General features: G+C 68.6%; 12 protein-coding genes and 1 pseudogene. 11 read left to right on the top strand and 2 right to left on the bottom strand.

All coding sequences use genetic code 11. The features are described 5' to 3' along the window. Positions 1-22 precede the first annotated feature (22 nt). The 3 genes and pseudogenes from ABOZ73_RS01590 to astD all read left to right on the top strand — a co-directional run bounded on the left by ABOZ73_RS01590 (position 23) and on the right by astD (position 3503). Positions 23-1089, top strand: a pseudogene (locus tag ABOZ73_RS01590) (hydrolase). A 3-nt stretch (positions 1090-1092) separates the two neighbouring features. After that, positions 1093-2097, top strand: coding sequence for an arginine N-succinyltransferase (locus tag ABOZ73_RS01585; protein ID WP_369060170.1), 1005 nt, complete (start codon positions 1093-1095; stop codon positions 2095-2097). Further along, positions 2094-3503 carry a succinylglutamate-semialdehyde dehydrogenase gene (gene astD, locus ABOZ73_RS01580; protein WP_369060168.1) on the top strand — a complete coding sequence of 470 codons (1410 nt, stop codon included), beginning with the start codon at positions 2094-2096 and terminating at the stop codon, positions 3501-3503. Before ABOZ73_RS01585 ends, astD begins: the two co-directional genes overlap by 4 nt. Here the strand turns inward: astD and ABOZ73_RS01575 are convergent. Continuing rightward, positions 3500-4372 carry a LytTR family DNA-binding domain-containing protein gene (locus ABOZ73_RS01575; RefSeq protein WP_369060166.1) on the bottom strand — a complete coding sequence of 291 codons (873 nt, stop codon included), beginning with the start codon at positions 4370-4372 and terminating at the stop codon, positions 3500-3502. The genes astD and ABOZ73_RS01575 overlap by 4 nt on opposite strands. 43 nt (positions 4373-4415) lie before the next feature. On the opposite strand from ABOZ73_RS01575, the gene ABOZ73_RS01570 reads away from it, so the two are divergent. Next, entirely contained in the window at positions 4416-5597 is a 1182-nt protein-coding gene (locus ABOZ73_RS01570; protein ID WP_369060164.1) for an acyltransferase family protein, read from the top strand. On the opposite strand, the gene hspQ is transcribed toward ABOZ73_RS01570, so the two are convergent. Further along, a complete protein-coding gene (gene hspQ / locus ABOZ73_RS01565; RefSeq protein ID WP_369060162.1) occupies positions 5587-5916 on the bottom strand; it encodes a heat shock protein HspQ in 330 nt (109 codons plus the stop codon). The two genes, ABOZ73_RS01570 and hspQ, sit on opposite strands and share 11 nt — an antisense overlap. A 160-nt stretch (positions 5917-6076) precedes the next feature. Between hspQ and ABOZ73_RS01560 the strand changes: the two genes are divergently transcribed. The 7 genes from ABOZ73_RS01560 to guaA all read left to right on the top strand — a co-directional run bounded on the left by ABOZ73_RS01560 (position 6077) and on the right by guaA (position 13621). Beyond that, positions 6077-7207, top strand: coding sequence for a Ppx/GppA phosphatase family protein (locus ABOZ73_RS01560; RefSeq protein WP_369060160.1), 1131 nt, complete (start codon positions 6077-6079; stop codon positions 7205-7207). Beyond that, the gene (locus ABOZ73_RS01555) at positions 7204-7908 is read left to right on the top strand and encodes an RlmE family RNA methyltransferase (protein ID WP_369060158.1); all 705 of its coding nucleotides are present in this window, start codon (positions 7204-7206) and stop codon (positions 7906-7908) included. Before ABOZ73_RS01560 ends, ABOZ73_RS01555 begins: the two co-directional genes overlap by 4 nt. Before the next feature lie 43 nt (positions 7909-7951). After that, positions 7952-8803 (top strand): hypothetical protein, encoded by an 852-nt coding sequence (locus ABOZ73_RS01550; RefSeq protein WP_369060156.1) that lies wholly within the window; start codon positions 7952-7954, stop codon positions 8801-8803. 106 nt (positions 8804-8909) lie between these two features. Further along, positions 8910-10373 carry an IMP dehydrogenase gene (gene guaB / locus ABOZ73_RS01545; protein ID WP_369060154.1) on the top strand — a complete coding sequence of 488 codons (1464 nt, stop codon included), beginning with the start codon at positions 8910-8912 and terminating at the stop codon, positions 10371-10373. 3 nt (positions 10374-10376) lie between these two features. Further along, positions 10377-10772, top strand: coding sequence for an MAPEG family protein (locus ABOZ73_RS01540; RefSeq protein WP_369060153.1), 396 nt, complete (start codon positions 10377-10379; stop codon positions 10770-10772). After that, positions 10773-12044 carry an RsmB/NOP family class I SAM-dependent RNA methyltransferase gene (locus tag ABOZ73_RS01535; RefSeq protein WP_369060151.1) on the top strand — a complete coding sequence of 424 codons (1272 nt, stop codon included), beginning with the start codon at positions 10773-10775 and terminating at the stop codon, positions 12042-12044. Positions 12045-12058: 14 nt separating this feature from the next. Further along, the gene (guaA, locus tag ABOZ73_RS01530) at positions 12059-13621 is read left to right on the top strand and encodes a glutamine-hydrolyzing GMP synthase (protein ID WP_369060150.1); all 1563 of its coding nucleotides are present in this window, start codon (positions 12059-12061) and stop codon (positions 13619-13621) included. Positions 13622-13624: the final 3 nt, after the last annotated feature.

Here is a 13624-nt window from a genome sequence, read left to right as displayed (position 1 = left end):
TCTGCCCGGCGCGCCGATCGACATGCCGCTGACGCCATCTTCAGACGTCGGCGCCGATGGGGCGTTGCGCCAGCAGGACCATCCCGCCGCCATCGCCGTCATCGTGCGGCCCGATGCCCCGGTGCAGGTGGTTCTCACTGGCCACTACGACACGGTCTATCCGGAGGCGTCGCCGTTTCAGACGGTCACGACCCGCCCCGACGGCGCGCTGCACGGGCCGGGGATCGCCGATATGAAGGGGGGATCAGCGTCATGCTGGCGGCGCTGGAGGCGTTCGAGGCGCACCCGGCTTCGGCGAACCTGGGCTATCGCGTGCTGATCTCCCCCGACGAGGAGATCGGCTCGCTCGCATCCGCCCCCGTGCTGGCGGAGTTCGCCGCCCGGGGTCATGTGGGCATGACCTATGAGCCGGCTCTGTCCGACGGGACCCTGGCCGGCGCGCGCAAGGGGTCGGGCAACTTTCACATCGTGATCCATGGCCGCGCCGCCCATGCCGGCCGCGACTTCGCCCTGGGCCGCAACGCCGTCACCGCCGCCGCCCGCATCGCCGGGGCATTGGACGCCCTGAACGGCCGGCGCGAGGGCGTGACCGTCAATGTCGCCAAGATCGACGGCGGCTCGCCCCTGAACATGGTGCCGGACGTGGCGGTGGTCCGCTTCAACGTCCGCTTTCCCGACGCGGAGGCCGGCGCCTGGGCGCAGGAGCAGATCGTAGGAGCGCTCAAGGCCGGGGAGGGGGATGGCCTGGATGTCCACCTGCACGGCGGCTTCACCCGTCCGGCCAAGCCGATGAACAGCGCCCAGTCCCGCCTGTTCGAGGCGGTGCGAAAGACCGGCGCCCTGCTGGGGCAGGAGATCGCCTGGAAGCCGTCCGGCGGGGTGTGCGAGGGCAACAACCTGTTCGCCTCGGGCTTGCCCAATGTCGACACGCTGGGGGTGCGCGGCGGCGACATCCACAGCGAGAATGAATTCGCCTGGCCCGACAGCTTCGTGGAGCGCGCGCAGCTGTCGGCCCTCATCCTGATGAAGCTCGCCCAGGGCGAGATCGACGGCCCCGCCATCCGCGCGGCCATGCGTGACGGAGTTTAGTGGATGCTGGTGGTGCGGCCCGCGGGCCCTTCCGACTACGAGTTCCTGATGGAGCTGGCCGTGCTGTCCGGGCGCGGCTTCACCAGCCTGCCTGAGGACGAGCCGACCCTGCGTTCGCGGCTGGACCTGTCGCAAGCCAGCTTCGACGGCGGCGTGGCGCCGGTCGAGGCCTGGTACACCCTGATGCTGGAAGAGACCGACACCGGCCAGGTGGAGGGCGTCGCCGGGGTGAAGGCGGCGGTGGGGCTGAAGCGTCCGTTCTTCTCCCTGCGGGTCGTGACCCTGGCCCAGTCCTCGCCGACGCTGGAGATGCGGTTCGACCACAAGGCCCTGGTGCTGGTGAACGAGTGCGCCGGCTGGTCGGAGGTCGGCTCCCTGTTCCTGCGGCCGGAGCGGCGCAAGGGCGGGGCGGGGCGGCTGCTGGCCCAGTCGCGCTACATGCTGATCGGCGCCGAGCCGCAGAAGTTCGCCGAGATGGTGCTGGCGGAACTACGCGGCTGGTTCGATGAGGATGGGTCCTGCCCGTTCTGGGACCACGTCTCGGCCCGCTTCTTCCGCCTGCCGTTCGATCAGGCCGACTTGATGAGCGCGTCCACCAACGGTCAGTTCATCCTCGACCTGTCGCCGAGGCATCCGATCTACACCGAGCTGTTGCCCCAGGCGGCGTGCGAGGCCATTGGCCGCGTTCATCGCGACGGCGAGGCGGCGCGGGCGATGCTGGAGCGCGAGGGCTTCCGGTATCAGGGGCTGGTCGATCTGTTCGACGCGGGACCGACCGTCTCGGCGCCCCGCGACGACATCCGCACGGTGCGCGAGGCGCGGGTGCTGAAGGCCGCTGTCGGCGATGATGACTTCGGCGAGGAAGTGCTGGTCTCCACCAGCCGTGTCGCCGGCTTCCGGGCCGTGCGCGCGCCGGTGCTGATCGACGGCGAACGGGCGGTGCTGTCGCGTGAAGCGATGGAGGCCCTGGGCGTGCGTGAAGGCCACAATGTGCGGGTGAAGGCATGACGAACTTCCAGTCCATCGATCCGGCGACCGGCGCGGTCGTCTGGGAAGGCGCCGCCGCATCGGCCGCCGAGGTCGCCGCCGCCGTCGCCAAGGCGCGGGCCGCGTTCCTGCCGTGGGCCGACCTGCCGCGCGAGGAACGGGTCGCCGCCATGCGCCGCTACAAGGCCGCGCTGGACGCTCGCAAGGACGCCTTCGCCGAGGCCCTGTCTCGGGAGACGGGCAAGACCCTTTGGGAGACCAAGGCCGAGCTGGGCTCGATGATGGCCAAGGTTGACGTCTCGATCGCCGCCTATGACGAGCGGACGGGCGAGCGCGAAAACGCCATGCCGTTCGGCCGCGCCATGCTGCGCCACCGGCCGCACGGGGTGATGGCGGTGCTGGGGCCGTTCAATTTCCCAGGACACCTGCCCAACGGCCACATCGTGCCGGCCCTGCTGGCGGGGGACACGGTGGTGTTCAAGCCGTCGGAGGAGACGCCCCTGGCCGGACAACTGCTGGTCGAGGCGCTTCACGCCGCCGACCTGCCCGAGGGCGTGGTCAATCTGGTCCAGGGCGGGCGCGAGACCGGCCAGGCCCTGATCGCGCAGGAGATCGACGGCCTGCTGTTCACCGGCTCGGCGCAGGCGGGCGCGCACTTCCGCCGCGTCTTCGCCGACCGGCCGGACGTGATCCTGGCTCTGGAGCTAGGCGGCAACAACCCGCTGGTGGTCTGGGATGCGGGGGACGCCGAGGCTGTCGCCGGCCATGTGATCCAGTCGGCCTTCGTGACCACAGGGCAGCGCTGCTCCTGCGCCCGACGTCTGATCGTGCCGCGGGGCGCGGCGGGCGACGCGGTGGTCGAGGCGGTGCTGGCCCTGACCGAGCGCTTGCGCATCGGCGTCTGGAACGACGCCGACGAGCCGTTCATGGGACCGCTGATTTCGGCCCGCGCCGCCGAGGCCGCGCGTGACGCAGCCGGGCGCATGGGCGGCAAGGTCATTCGGGCGACCGGCAAGATCGATGGCCGCAGCGACGCCTTCATCACGCCCAGCATCGTCGATGTGACCGGGGTCGAGATCGCCGATGACGAGATCTTCGCGCCCATCCTGCAGGTCCGCCGCGCCGCCGATTTCGACGAAGCCCTGCGCCACGCCAACGACACCCGCTATGGCCTTTCGGCGGGTCTGATCAGCGATGATCCGGCGCGCTGGGATCATTTCCAGAAGCGCATCCGCGCCGGGGTCGCCAACTGGAACCGCCCGACCACGGGAGCAGCCGGGGCCGCGCCGTTCGGCGGGCTCGGCGCATCGGGCAATCATCGGCCCAGCGCCTACTACGCCGCCGATTATTGCGCCTATCCGGTAGCCAGCTTCGAGGCGCGGCAAGTCGCGAACCTCATCGGCGAGATCAAGGGACTGCGGCCCTAGCCGCGGCGCAGCTTCGTTGTCGCCTCAGGGAAGCGGCGGGAGAGAGGCGCCTCAACCGCGCCCATTTCGACGGTATAGTCGCCGGAGCCGTCCGGGCGCAGGCCGGTGACGCGCGCCGGATTGACCAGCCATGAGCGATGGGTGCGGACAAAGCCGGTCGCGGCCAGCTTCTGCTCCAACGCCGCCAACGAGGTGCGCATCAGCGGGCGGCGGCCGTCCGCCAGGATGAACTCCGCATAGTTGCCCGCGGCGGTGACCGCGAGGATGTCGCGGGTCTCCACCCGCAGAAGGCGCGAGCCGTCGAGAATGTCGAAGGTGGTCGGCGCGGCCTCTCGCGGCGCTTGCCGGCGCAGGCGCATGACCCCCCAGAAGACCGCCGCCAGGATGAAGTAGCCGATCACGTCCTTGCGCAGTTCGTAGACGTAGCGGGTGATCGGCCCGAACTCGTAGTCGCTTCCCAGCCCGGCGTAGATCGCCTCGCGCAGGGCCACGAACATCGCCACATGCGGGATGGAATAGGCGAACACGCCAGCGACGTGGGCCAGAACGATTTGCGGGGCGGGACGGCGGCGCAGGGTCGCCCAGCGAACTGCCGCCCACACGGCCAGGACGGCGATCATGTTGCTGACGGCGCTGGTGTATTCCCAGATCGCCGGCCACATCACGTCGATCTCGTGGTCGTCGACCGTCGAGAAGACATTGACCGTGGTCGTGGCCCAGATCGCGACCGTGGCGAGCAGCCAGCCGATCAGCAGGTCGCGGCGATCCTCGCCGGCCAGCCCCCAGAAGCCGCCGCTCGTCCCAGTCGGCGGCGGACTGTCCCTGTGATCGCGCCGACCGGCCCGTAGAGCTTTCGCTTCTGCAGACACCACGGTTTTCTCGGGCGACTGTTGTTCAAAACCGGACACCGAAATGACGACCCCGACCCTCGACCGCCGCGCGGATCTCGACTGGATCCGCGTGGGGGCCTTTTTCCTGCTGATTCTGTACCACGTCGGCATGTTCTACGTGCCTTGGGACTGGCACGTGAAGACGCCTCATCCCCTCGAGGCGCTGGGGCCGGTCATGATGCTGACCAACCCGTGGCGCCTGACCCTGCTGTTCCTGGTGTCGGGGGCCGCGACGCGGTTCATGGCCGACAAGCTGAGCCCCGGCGTGTTCACCGGCAAGCGGGTCCTGCGCCTGCTGCCGCCGCTGGTCTTCGCCATGTTTGTGATCGTGCCGCCTCAGTCCTATTACGAGATCGTCGAGCAGGTCCCGCAGGCGGTCGAGCCCTATGGGGCGTTCTGGGTGAAGTACGCGACGGCGTCAGGGAACTGGTGCGACGCTGACGGGTGCCTGATCACCCCGACCTGGAACCACATGTGGTTCGTGGCCTATCTGCTGATCTACACCCTGATCCTGGGTCTGGTCCTGGCTGTCGCCGGCAAGCCGCTGCGCCGGCTGGGCGAGGCGCTGGATGGGGTGTTCGGCGGCTGGCGGCTAATGGTCCTGCCCATCGTCTTCTTCGGCGTGATGCGTCTTTGGCTGCTGCCGATGTTCGAGGTGACGCACGCCCTGGTCGATGACTGGTACAACCACGCCGTCTCGTTCGCGGCGTTCCTGTTCGGCTTCCTGACCGCCAAGTCCGCGCGCATCCGCGACGGCTTCGTCCGCTGGCGCTGGGTGGCCGCGGGGTTGGCGGCGGTCAGCTATGTAGCGTTCGCGAGCTATGCCTGGGTCTATCGGGCAGAGGACGCCGCGCCGCCGGAGAGCCTGCGGACGGTCATGCGTTTCGTCTACGCGACGGACCAGTGGAGCTTCATCGCGGCCATCCTGGGCTTTGGGGCGCTGCACCTGACCAAGGGCGGGCCGCGCCTGCGTTACCTGACCTTGGCGGTGTTTCCGTTCTACATCGTCCACCAGACCCTGATCGTGGTCATGGCGCATCACTTGGCCAAGCTGGGCCTGCCGCAAGGGCTGGAGGCGGCGATCCTAATCGGGGCAACCTTCGCCGGCTGTTTTGCGACCTATGAGATCGTGCGGCGCACGCCGGTGCTGGATGTGCTGTTCGGTCTGAGGCCGGAGCCGCGCATGGCGGCCGTCAGTGGCTGATGCGCGGCCGCAGCTTGTAGACGCCGTGGTCGAAGCTCTCGAACAGCTCTGACGCCTGCGGGTGGGTCACCGGCTCACCCGTATCGTCAGCCAGCAAGTTCTGCTCGGAGACATAGGCGACGTATGAGTTCTGATCGTTCTCGGCCAGCAGGTGATAGAACGGCTGGTCTTTGGAAGGGCGCACCTCCGGCGGGATCGACAGCCACCATTCCTCGGTGTTGGCGAACTCGGGGTCGACGTCGAAGATCACGCCGCGGAACGGGAAGATCCTGTGTCTGACGACTTGTCCGATCGCGAATTTGGCGAGACGCGTGTTCATAACCCCTGCAGTCAACCACGTTTTACCTGACCAGAACCTGAACGTAGGCGCCTTGTCATGCTGCACAAGCACAGCGCCGCTTTCTGTTGCTGCGATGCGTGATAAGGTCGCCGGTGAAACGAGGCGCCGAGATCGGCGCCTGCTAGACAGGTATTGCTCCATGTCGGAGGCGCCGCGCGCGCCCGGCGAGTCGCGTCCGAGGGGACCGTCTCATCGCCGGAGGCCGCCGGGGGAGACGCCGGCTTACGCCGCGCTCGACCTTGGCACCAATAACTGCCGCCTTCTGGTGGCGACTCCCACGCCGGGCGGATTCCGCGTGGTCGAGGCCTATTCCCGCATCGTGCGCCTGGGCGAAGGACTGGTCGCCAGCGGCAAACTGTCGGACGCCGCCATGGAGCGGTCGATGGCCGCCCTGAAGGTCTGCGCCGAAAAGATCCGCCGCCGCCGTACGGTCCGCGTCCGCGCCATCGCCACCCAGGCGTGCCGCATGGCCGACAACGGCCAGGCCTTCGTCGACCGCGTGGCGGAGGAGACCGGCCTTCGCCTGCAGATCATCACCCCACGCGAGGAGGCCCAGCTCTCCGTCGCAGGATGCCTGAACCTGCTGGACCGCGAGGCGGACGCCGCCCTGGTGGTGGATGTAGGCGGCGGTTCGACGGAACTGTCCTGGGTCGATCTGAAGGGGGAGGGGCTCGACGCCCACCCGCGACAGTTCGCGGCCTGGAAGTTGCCGATCAAGGCGTGGGTCTCGATCCCCATCGGCGTCGTCACCCTGGCCGAAAGGTTCCCTGAGGAGGGGCCGCGCGACGTGTGGTTCCGCTCCATGGTCGACGCCGTGAAGGAGCGGATCGCCGACTTCCCGCACGCCGAGGGCCTGCGCCCGGTATTCGAGGCCGGCCGCGCCCAGCTGGTCGGCACCTCGGGCGCGATCACCAGCCTGGCCGGCCTGCACCTCGACCTGCAGCGCTATGACCGCAACCGCGTGGACGGCCTGTGGATGAAGCGCAGCGAATGCGAGGCCGCGGCGAACCGCCTGCTGGCCCTGACCACCGCCGAGCGCGCCGAGCAGCCATGCATCGGACCCGACCGCGCCGACCTGGTGCTGGCCGGCGCCGCGATCCTCCAGGCCGTGCAGGAGCTGTGGCCCTGTGACAGCGTCCGGGTCGCGGATCGCGGCCTGCGCGAAGGCATCCTCATGTCCCTGATGTCCGACCAGCAACCCCGCAAGCCGCGTCGCCGGCGTCGCCGGGGCGGGGCCGGGCGCAACTCAACACCCCAGGCCGCCGAATGACCGAAGAACCACCCAAACGCCGCATGGTGAAGCTGCCGACCGGCGGCGTCGAAGGTGGCCGCGGCAAGCCCGCCCGCCTGAAGACCGCCATGGGCCGCACCTCGTCCCAGCAGGCCTGGCTTGAGCGCCAGATCAACGACCCGTTCTCGGCCAAGGCGCGGGCGCTGGGCTATCGCAGCCGGGCGGCGTTCAAGATCAGCGAGATCGACGACCGGTTCCACTTCTTCCGCAAGGGCGCGAAGATCCTCGATCTCGGCTGCGCGCCGGGCGGCTGGCTGCAGATCGCCCAGCAACGCGGGGTGGAGAAGATCGTCGGCGTCGATCTGCTGGACGTCGATCCGCTGCCGCCGGCACAGATTCTGAAGATGGACTTCACGGATCCCAAGTGTCCGGAGCTGCTGATCGAGCTGCTCGGCGGACAGCCGGATGTGGTGCTGTCGGACATGGCGCCCAACACCGTGGGGCACCGCGAGACCGACCACCTGCGCATCGTGGCCCTGATCGAGCTGGCGGCGGACTTCGCCGTCCAGGTGCTCAAGCCCGGCGGCGCGTTCGTCGCCAAGGCCTTCCAGGGCGGCGAGACGGCCGAAGTCATCGGTGAGCTGAAGCAGCGCTTCACCAAGGTCCAGAACATCAAGCCCAAGGCCAGCCGCACCGACAGCTCGGAGGTCTTTCTGGTGGCGACGGGGTTCAAGGGGTAGGCATGAAGCGCGGCGTTCCAATGATCGCCGCGTTCGCAGCGCGATGATCGGCGCCCAGGCGCTGGCCGCTCCCGCATCCCGATTGCTGGGCCAGCCGCACGCGGTGGCGGCCAGGCAGCTAAGTTTCCTCAACGAACCGCCTGATCTGCGAGGCCTGACGTCCTCCGGCCCGATCGATATCTGGCGCGCGCGGCGCGTGTGCGACGGCAGGCAGTGGGGAAGCACCGTCACGTTCGTATTCCGGGCCGGACAGCTGGAGCGGATGGTCAGGCCGCCGGACCGGGTCGTCCGGCATGCGCCCGGGGTGGAGCCATGGAAGGCGCCGCGTGATCCGGTGCTTGCTCCCTTCGCCGGGGCATTGCCGTTCCAAGATAGCCTGCTCGACGGCCTTGGACGCAGCGGAGAAAAGGCGATCGCGGCCGACACGCTGTTGGTCAACTGTCCGCGGCTGGTGAAGTCCGGGGCGGCTCGGCCGCAACGGTTCTCCTTGGGCAACCCGAGCGACCAGCAGGTCCTTGCCCTCGCGCCATTCGCCGTCCTTCTGCCATCCCTCAACAAGCGACGCCGTGAAGCCGCCGCCGCAGGACAGGCGACGTTCAAGACGGTCGTCCTCGGCGCGGCGCTTCCTGGCGGCCGTGACGCCTTCATCAAGCGGCCCGGCGTTCGATCCTACGGTGGCGGCGCCTACGAGGTGTTCTCGATCGACATGGGATCGCAGCCGAACAACAACGTCGCGAACGTGAACGAGGCGGCCTTTGTCGGCGTGCGTAACGGCAGGGTGGAGTGGAAGGCGCGCGACCGCTTAGGCGTCGGGCCGGAGCTTTGCCTCGACCGCAACGGTGTGCCGGGCGCGAACCGCAAGGGCTGTTCGAGCACGGGCCACTTCACGCCGTAACGCGGTCATCGCGGTTCCTCGGGCAAGAATCGCGCCGACTGTCCTTCTGAGGTCTTCCGTTCGTCGGGCCGTTCCGTTATACGCGGCCCGCAAAATGGAGAATCCGATGGAGATTCGCGAAGGGCTTACCTTCGACGACGTTTTGCTCGAACCCGGCCCGTCCGACGTCATGCCTACCCAGGTGACGACAGAGACGCGGTTCACGCGTGAAATCAGTCTGAACATCCCGCTCGTGTCCGCCGCCATGGACACGGTCACTGAAAGCCGCCTCGCCATCGCCATGGCGCAGGCCGGCGGTCTGGGCATCCTGCACCGCAATCTCAGCAATGAGGAGCAGGCTGATCACGTCCGCGAAGTGAAGCGGTACGAGAGCGGCATGGTCATCAACCCGCTGACCATCCACCCCGACACCACCCTGGCCGAGGTCCGCGAGATCACGGCCCGCCGCAAGATCTCGGGCTTTCCTGTGGTCGAGCGCGGCAGCGGCAAGCTGGTCGGCATCCTGACCAACCGCGACATGCGGTTCGAAGGTGATCCCAGCGTTCCCGCCTCGGCGCTGATGACCCGCGAGAACCTGATCACGGTGGGCGAGGGCGTCGATCACCGCGAAGCCCGCGAGCTTCTTCGCAAGCACAAGATCGAGCGTCTGATCGTCGTCGACGAGGCGTACCACGCCGTCGGCCTGATCACCGTGAAGGACATCGAGAAGGCCCAGGCGCACCCGCTGGCCGCCAAGGACGACAAGGGCCGCCTGCTGGTCGGCGCAGCCTCGACCGTCGGCGACGCTGGTTACGAGCGTTCGATGGGTTTGGTGGACGCCGGCGTCGACGTCGTCGTCATCGACACCGCCCACGGCCATTCCAGCCAGGTCGCCGCCGCGGTCTCGCGCCTGAAGCGTGAAGCCAATCGTGTGCAGATCGTGGCGGGCAACATCGCCACCTACGACGCCGCCCGCGCCCTGATTGACGCCGGCGCCGATGCGGTGAAGGTCGGCATCGGTCCGGGCTCCATCTGCACCACGCGCATCGTCGCGGGTGTCGGCGTTCCCCAGTTGACCGCGATCATGGAAGCCGTCCGCGCGGGCCGCGAGGCCGGCGTGCCGGTCATCGCCGACGGCGGCATCAAGTACTCGGGCGACCTGGCCAAGGCCATCGCCGCCGGGGCCTCGACCGCCATGATGGGCTCGATGTTCGCCGGCACCGAAGAGTCGCCGGGCGAGGTGTTCCTGTACCAGGGGCGCTCGTACAAGAGCTATCGCGGCATGGGCTCGGTGGGCGCCATGGCCCGCGGCTCGGCTGACCGCTACTTCCAGAAGGAAGTGACGGACAGCTTCAAGCTGGTGCCGGAAGGCATCGAGGGCCAGACGCCGTTCAAGGGTCCGATCGCGCCGGTGCTTCACCAACTGGTCGGCGGCCTGCGCGCCGCTATGGGTTATGTGGGGGCGCCGACGGTCGAGGAATTCCAGAACCGCGCCCGCTTCGTTCGCATCACCAACGCCGGCCTGCGCGAAAGCCACGTCCACGACGTGATGATCACGCGCGAAGCGCCGAACTACCCGAGCGCGGTCTAAGCCATGGAGCCGATCCTCGAACTCAAGATGCTGGGGGCGGCGGTGATCGTCGGCCTCGTCCACCTGTTCTGGGGATCGGCCGCGGCCCAGCCGCAGATCGGACTGAAGTGGAACGTCGGCCCGCGGGATGAGCCGCGGCCGCTGACCGGTGTGGCGGGGCGGCTTCAGCGCGCCTTCGCCAACTTCCGCGAGACCTTCGCCTTCTTCGTCGCCCTGGTCCTGGCGGTGGTGCTGTCGGGCAAGACCGGCGGCCTCAGCGCCCTGGGCTCGATCGTCTATGTGGCCGCCCGGGCGGTCTATATCCCGCTCTACGCCTTCGGCGTGCCGGTGGTGCGAAGCATCGTCTGGCTGATCTCGATGGTCGGCCTGCTGATGCTTCTTGCGGCTCTGTTCGTCTGAATGCGCGATAGTGGAAGAATTGGGGCGGCGATCGAGGTTCTGGAAGAGATCGAGGCGCGCCATCGGCCCGTGAAGCTGGCCCTTAAGGGCTGGGGCGAGCGTTCGCGCTTCGCCGGCTCCAAGGACCGCGCCTTCATCTCCGGCCTCGTGCTGGACGCCCTGCGACGCAAGCGCTCGCTGGGCTGGATGATGGGCGACGACGGCGCCCGGGCGGTGATCCTGGCGACCCTGCGGTTCTCCTGGTCCTGGCCGGTCGAGCGTATCGCCGAGGCCTGCGCCGAGGAACCCCACGGCCCCGGCGCCCTGAGCGAGGCCGAGAGCGCCGCCCTTGCAAGCCCGCAGTCCCTCGACGACGCCCCGGCGCCGGTGAGGGGCGACTATCCCGACTGGCTGGAAGCCAGCCTGACCCGCGTGTTCGGCGAGGACAGGGGCGACGAGGCCGCCGCCCTGGCCGCCCGCGCGCCGGTTGACCTGCGGGTCAATACGCTGAAGACCGACCCGGCCCGCGCGCTCAAGGCGCTGCAGCCGCTGGGCGCGGAGCCGGCGCAACTGCTGGAGACGGCCCTGCGCATCCCCGCGCCGGACCCCAGTGAGCGTACGGGCTCGGTCGAAACCATTCCCGCCTTCTCCAAGGGCTGGTTCGAGGTGCAGGACCTTGGCTCCCAGATCGCCGCCGCCTGCGCGGGCGAAGTGAAGGGCAAGCAGGTTCTGGACTTCTGCGCCGGGGGCGGGGGCAAGACCCTGGCCCTGGCCGCGGCCATGGGCTCCACGGGCCAGATCTACGCCCATGACAGCGACGCCCGCCGACTGGCCGACACCATCCGACGCGGCCAGCGCGCCGGGGTGCGTAACCTGCAGATCCGCTCGCCCGTCGAACAGGACCCGCTGAAGGGGCTGGATGGCAAGATGGATGTGGTTTTCGTAGACGCGCCCTGCACCGGTTCGGGCACCTGGCGCCGCCATCCCGACACCAAGTGGCGCCTGACACCCGAGGCGCTGGAGCGTCGCCAGGGCGAGCAGGACGCCGTGCTGGACCAGGCCGCACCTTTCGTGAAGGCCGGCGGCAAGCTGATCTATGTGACCTGCTCGGTGCTGGCCGAGGAGGACGAGGATCGCGTCGAGGCCTTCTTGGCCCGCAATCCCGGCTTCCGCCTGGCCGCGCCGCCGGCGCCCGCCGACCAATTCACGTCGCCGCAAGGCTACGTCCGCCTCACGCCCCGCACCGCCGGCACCGACGGCTTCTTCGCCGCCGTGCTGGAGAAGACCGCCTAGAAGGAACCCGCTGAATGACTACCGAGACGAACCACGAGCGGGTCCTGATCGTCGACTTCGGCAGCCAGGTCACCCAGCTGATCGCTCGCCGCGTCCGCGAGGCGGGCGTCTATTGCGAGATCCATCCCTTCGACAAGGTCGAGGCGCTGGTGGACGAGTACAAGCCGTCGGCGATCATCCTGTCGGGGGGGCCGTCCAGCGTGCTGGAGGCCGACAGCCCCCGCATCGGTCGCAAGCTGTTTGATCTTGGCTTGCCGATGCTGTGCGTCTGCTACGGTGAGCAACTGCTGTGCGACGTGCTGGGCGGCAAGGTCGAGGGCGGTCACGCCGGCGAGTTCGGCCGCGCCGAGCTGACCATCGGCAAGACCAGCCCGCTGTTCGCCGGCCTGGCTGGGGTGGGTGAGCTGGAGACGGTGTGGATGAGCCACGGCGACCGGGTCACCCAGATTCCGGAAGGCTTCGAGGTGATCGCCACCTCGACCGGCGCGCCCTTCGCCGCCATCGCCCACGACGCCCGCAAGATCTACGGCGTGCAGTTCCACCCGGAGGTGGTTCACACGGTCAACGGCGCGAAGATCTATCGCAACTTCCTCTACAACATCGCCGGCCTGAGGGGTGACTGGACCATGGCGGCCTTCCGCCAGGAGATGGTCCAGAAGATCCGCGACCAGGTGGGCGGCGGCAAGGTGATCTGCGGCCTGTCGGGCGGCGTCGACAGCTCGGTCGCGGCCGTGCTGATCCACGAGGCTATCGGCTCGCAGCTGACCTGCGTCTACGTCGACACTGGCCTGATGCGGAAGGGCGAGAGCGAGCAGGTCGTCGGCCTGTTCCGCGACCACTACAACATCCCGCTGATCCACGTGGACGCCGGGGACATGTTCCTGGGCGAGCTGGCGGGCGTCTCGGATCCCGAGACCAAGCGCAAGACCATCGGCAAGCTGTTCATCGACGTCTTCGACCGCGAAGCCGCCAAGATCGAGGGCGCCGAGTTCCTGGCCCAGGGCACGCTCTATCCGGACGTGGTTGAGAGCGTCTCGGCGCGCGGCGGCCCGTCGGCGGTGATCAAGAGCCACCATAATGTCGGCGGCCTGCCAGACTTCATGAAGCTGAAGCTGGTCGAGCCCCTGCGCGAACTGTTCAAGGACGAGGTCCGCGCCCTGGGCGTCGAGCTTGGCCTGCACCCCGACTTCGTCGGCCGCCACCCGTTCCCCGGACCGGGTCTGGCCATCCGCATCCCCGGCGAGATCACGCCCGAGAAGGTGGCCGTCCTTCAGGACGCGGACGCCATCTATCTGGAAGAAATCCGCAAGGCCGGCCTGTACGACAAGATCTGGCAGGCCTTCGCCGTGTTGCTGCCCGTGAAGACCGTCGGCGTCATGGGCGACGCCCGCACCTACGAGAACGTCCTGGCCCTGCGCGCGGTGACCTCCACCGACGGCATGACCGCCGACTTCTTCGAGTTCCCCTGGGACGTCCTCGGCAAGACCGCCACCAGGATTATCAACGAGGTCCGAGGCGTGAACCGCGTCGTCTACGACGTCACGTCGAAGCCGCCCGGCACGATCGAGTGGGAGTAGGGG

It is taken from the genome of Caulobacter sp. 73W, from assembly GCF_041021955.1.
GTDB lineage: Bacteria > Pseudomonadota > Alphaproteobacteria > Caulobacterales > Caulobacteraceae > Caulobacter.
The sequence above is the reverse complement of the archived record's forward strand: the minus strand, read 5'-3'. Positions and strand labels throughout refer to the sequence as shown.

What these genes read in the sequence shown, in the direction of transcription:
- ABOZ73_RS01585 (WP_369060170.1), top strand. Translation starts at nt 1,093, where the DNA reads ATGCTGGTGGTGCGGCCCGCGGGCCCTTCCGACTACGAGTTCCTGATG.
- astD (WP_369060168.1), top strand. Translation starts at nt 2,094, where the DNA reads ATGACGAACTTCCAGTCCATCGATCCGGCGACCGGCGCGGTCGTCTGG.
- ABOZ73_RS01570 (WP_369060164.1), top strand. Translation starts at nt 4,416, where the DNA reads ATGACGACCCCGACCCTCGACCGCCGCGCGGATCTCGACTGGATCCGC.
- hspQ (WP_369060162.1), bottom strand. Translation starts at nt 5,916, where the DNA reads ATGAACACGCGTCTCGCCAAATTCGCGATCGGACAAGTCGTCAGACAC.
- ABOZ73_RS01560 (WP_369060160.1), top strand. Translation starts at nt 6,077, where the DNA reads ATGTCGGAGGCGCCGCGCGCGCCCGGCGAGTCGCGTCCGAGGGGACCG.
- ABOZ73_RS01555 (WP_369060158.1), top strand. Translation starts at nt 7,204, where the DNA reads ATGACCGAAGAACCACCCAAACGCCGCATGGTGAAGCTGCCGACCGGC.
- ABOZ73_RS01550 (WP_369060156.1), top strand. Translation starts at nt 7,952, where the DNA reads ATGATCGGCGCCCAGGCGCTGGCCGCTCCCGCATCCCGATTGCTGGGC.
- guaB (WP_369060154.1), top strand. Translation starts at nt 8,910, where the DNA reads ATGGAGATTCGCGAAGGGCTTACCTTCGACGACGTTTTGCTCGAACCC.
- ABOZ73_RS01540 (WP_369060153.1), top strand. Translation starts at nt 10,377, where the DNA reads ATGGAGCCGATCCTCGAACTCAAGATGCTGGGGGCGGCGGTGATCGTC.
- ABOZ73_RS01535 (WP_369060151.1), top strand. Translation starts at nt 10,773, where the DNA reads ATGCGCGATAGTGGAAGAATTGGGGCGGCGATCGAGGTTCTGGAAGAG.
- guaA (WP_369060150.1), top strand. Translation starts at nt 12,059, where the DNA reads ATGACTACCGAGACGAACCACGAGCGGGTCCTGATCGTCGACTTCGGC.